The sequence below is a fragment of the Acidobacteriota bacterium genome, assembly GCA_028874215.1.
Classification (GTDB): Bacteria; Acidobacteriota; UBA6911; order RPQK01; family JAJDTT01; genus JAJDTT01.
In genome coordinates this window covers 1-3,111 of the sequence record JAPPLF010000113.1, presented here as the reverse complement: position 1 = coordinate 3,111, position 3,111 = coordinate 1, and the positions used below count along the sequence as shown (strand labels likewise).

Genomic DNA, 3,111 nt, shown 5'->3' with positions numbered 1-3,111 from the left:
CGCCCCGGGGCAGCTACGAGGCGCGGGCCAGCATCGGCACGAAGAGCAAGGTCAAACCCGCGCGCAACAAGGTCATGCCGGGGCAGGTGTTCTCCCCGTGGAACCTTTCCGTCGCGGACAGCGCGGATCCGAAGAAGAACCGCTGGCTCGTCAACGCGGTCACCCACCGGGCTTTCGACCCGGTATCCGGCCAGGCGGACTTCAAGCACGTAAAAGCGAGGATCGAGAAAATCTAGGCCTCCGGTGAACCGGGAGAGACGGGGAGGGAACGCTCGCCTTCCCCGTCCCGCCGGGCCTGGAGGACTTTTGGGAGGAGAGAGATTGGGTCTGAACAGACGGACGTTCCTGCTCGCCGGGGCAATGGCGCTCACGGGCGTCGCTTCGGTGCTCGCGACCGGACGGAGGAGTTTCGCGAGGGCCGGGGCGCGTTTTCGCCGCCTCCTTCGCCCGCCCGGCGCGCTGAACGCGCGGGAGTTCCTCGACCGGTGCATCCGCTGCGCGCGGTGCGCCGCCGTCTGTCCGAACACCGCCATTCAGATGACCGGGTTCGGCCACGGCCTCAGAAACCTCAACACGCCTTACATCGTCCCCCGCGAGCAGGCCTGCATGCTTTGCATGAAGTGCACCGAGGTCTGCCCGACGGGCGCCCTGACGCAAATCGTAGCAGACGCCGACGCCGTTCTCTCTCAGGTCAAGATGGGACGCGCGGTGGTGGATCAGGCCATGTGCTACTCCTACCAGGGGCGCACCTGCGGGGTGTGCATCCGCGCCTGTCCCTTCCCGGGGGTGGCGATGAAGACGGGCATGTACGAACAGCCCATCGTCACGGACGCCTGCGTGGGCTGCGGGCTCTGCGAGCGCGCCTGCATCCACGTCCCCCAGGCGATCCGCATCGTCCCCGTGGAGTCCTGATACCGTGATGCGCCGGCTCATGAGAAGGGGGATCCAGCTGGGGGCGCTCGGCCTGCTCCTGGCCGTGCCCGCCCTCAACTACGGGGGCATCCTCTACCAGCAGTACGGCAAGAACGGCTACCACAAGATATCCCTGACGGGAACCGTCTTCGAGCAATGGCTCTACCACCTGTTTTCGGTCACCCTCGGTCGCCTGGCGGACCCCGCCGCCCGCTCGATGGACTGGGTGGGCAACTTCGGGTCGTTCTCCGCCTTCGGGTTCCCGATTCTCGACCCGGTGGTCGCGGCGGAGACCGTATTCCGCGCGCCGGGCGTCTGGCTCGCCCTCCTGGCGGGAGCCGCGCTCCCGCTCCTCGTGGCCGCCCTCCTCGGGCGGATCTTCTGCGGGTGGGTCTGCCCGGTGAACACGCTCCTGGAGGGATTCGACCTCCTGAGACGGCGCGCGCTGCCGAAGATCGGGGTCCGTCCGCCGGACCTCAAAGTCCCCCGGTGGGCCAAGTGGGCGCTGCTGTTCACGGGGCTTGCCGCGGCGGTCGCCTTCGACGTCGCCCTGTGGGCGAACCTCCTCCCCCACGTCCAGATCGGGCGGGACGTGTTCTCCCTCATGGTGTTCGGCGTCACCAACGGCGGCGTCCTGATCTTCTCGGGCGTCATCCTGGGCGAGTTGCTCCTCTCCCGCCGGGCGTGGTGCCGCTCCCTCTGCCCGACCGGCGCGCTTCTGGGCCTCTTCGGCTCGCTGGCCCCCTTCCGGGTGCGGAAGGCCGAGCGCGCCTGCATCGAGGGCTGCACGGCCTGCGCGAGAATCTGTCCGATGGGGGTCAACCCGGCGGGGTCGTTCTCACTCGCCGAATGCTACAACTGCGGGGTCTGTACGGCCGCCTGCCCCGACGACCTGCTGACCCTGGGGCTCGCCCCTCCGCGCCGGCGCTCGCCGGCCCGGCTCCTCGCGCGCCTCAAGAAGGGCGTCTCCCTGGGGCTGGGGACGGCGCTGCTCCTGGTTCCGCTCGCCGCATCCGGCCACCACATGCGGGGAAAGCCCCACTACGGCTACGCCGAGAATTACCCCCAGATCCCCACGCGCGAAACGCGCGTCCGGGTCGGCCGTTACGACATCACCGTGGTGAGCTATTTCTTCGAGGGGCTGCGCCGGCAGACTTCGGACACGCCGGACGACGTGCAGTTCTACGTCAGCCTCACGGACGCCAGGACCGGCCAGAGCTACACGGGCCCCCTGACCATCGAGGTGCGCCGTGGAAAGACCCGGCTGGCCGCCTTCCAGCACGACCGGCCTTTGGAGGAAGCCGTGTACCGGGTCCGCCAGTCGGTGCCGGGACCGGGGCTATATGACTTGAAGCTCGTGGCCGAGGGGTTTCAGGGGTCCGTCCCGGTCGAAGTCTGGGGCGATACCGTCTCCTGGATGCCGTACCTGGCGACGGGCGGGGTCGTGCTGTTCGTCCTGCTCCTCTTTTTTCACCGCAGGCGCTCCCGGGCGGCCCGCCGGAGGAAGACGCATGCGGCGCCCGGCGCGTAAGACCACCCGGACCCTCGTCTTTCCCTTGGCGCCGGCGACGCCTTCTCCCACTCTCTTTGACGTTGCGGAATACGCCAAAGCCCGGCCCGGCTGCCGGTCTGAGGATGCGCGATGAAGCCGATTGAATTCGACCGGCGGGCCTTCCTTCAGAAGGGGCCTTTCGCCTTTATCCAGGCGGTTCTCACGGAGTCCCGCGCCGGGGGCGCCGATACGCCCCGGACGCCGCTTAGGCCGCCGGGCGCAGCGCCCGAGGAGGAATTCCTCGATCTGTGCTGCGGCGTCGGCGCGTGTGCTGAGGTCTGCCCGGCCGAAGCCATCCGGCTGGTCCCGGGAGAGGACGATTCGGGAACCCGCCACCCGGTCATCGTCCCCCAGGAGGCCGCCTGCATCGTCTGTGAGGACCTCGCCTGCATGAAGGCCTGCCCGAGCGGCGCCCTCTCCCTGGTGCCCCGCGAGGAAATACGGATCGGGGTCGCGCAGGTGAGCCCCGACCGCTGTCTCGCGTGGAGCGGGACCGACCCGGGGTGCGACTACTGCGTGGACAGGTGCCCGCTCGGGAGCCAGGCAATCCGCCTCGAGCGCGCAGGACCTGTCCGGGGCCCCGTGGTCGAGGAAGGGTGCGTCGGGTGCGGCCTCTGCGAGTATTTCTGCCCGACGCAGCCCTCCGC

The 3,111-nt window shown here is 69.2% G+C and carries 4 protein-coding genes; all 4 read left to right on the top strand.

Annotated elements, in window-relative coordinates; translation table 11 throughout:
- On the top strand, nucleotides 1-236 hold a 236-nt coding region (locus tag OXT71_23095; GenBank protein MDE2929287.1), incomplete at its 5' end, for a hypothetical protein.
- Nucleotides 237-321: 85 nt separating this feature from the next.
- Entirely contained in the window at nucleotides 322-912 is a 591-nt protein-coding gene (locus tag OXT71_23090; GenBank protein MDE2929286.1) for a 4Fe-4S dicluster domain-containing protein, read from the top strand.
- A 7-nt stretch (nucleotides 913-919) separates the two neighbouring features.
- The gene (locus tag OXT71_23085; protein ID MDE2929285.1) at nucleotides 920-2,443 is read left to right on the top strand and encodes a 4Fe-4S binding protein; all 1,524 of its coding nucleotides are present in this window, start codon (nucleotides 920-922) and stop codon (nucleotides 2,441-2,443) included.
- 111 nt (nucleotides 2,444-2,554) lie between these two features.
- Nucleotides 2,555-3,111 (top strand): 4Fe-4S dicluster domain-containing protein (locus OXT71_23080; protein ID MDE2929284.1); only part of this gene is annotated, 557 nt, incomplete at its 3' end.

Bases quoted from the DNA above. Each gene is read 5' to 3' on its own strand.
- OXT71_23085 (MDE2929285.1), top strand. From the start codon at position 920: ATGCGCCGGCTCATGAGAAGGGGGATCCAGCTGGGGGCGCTCGGCCTG.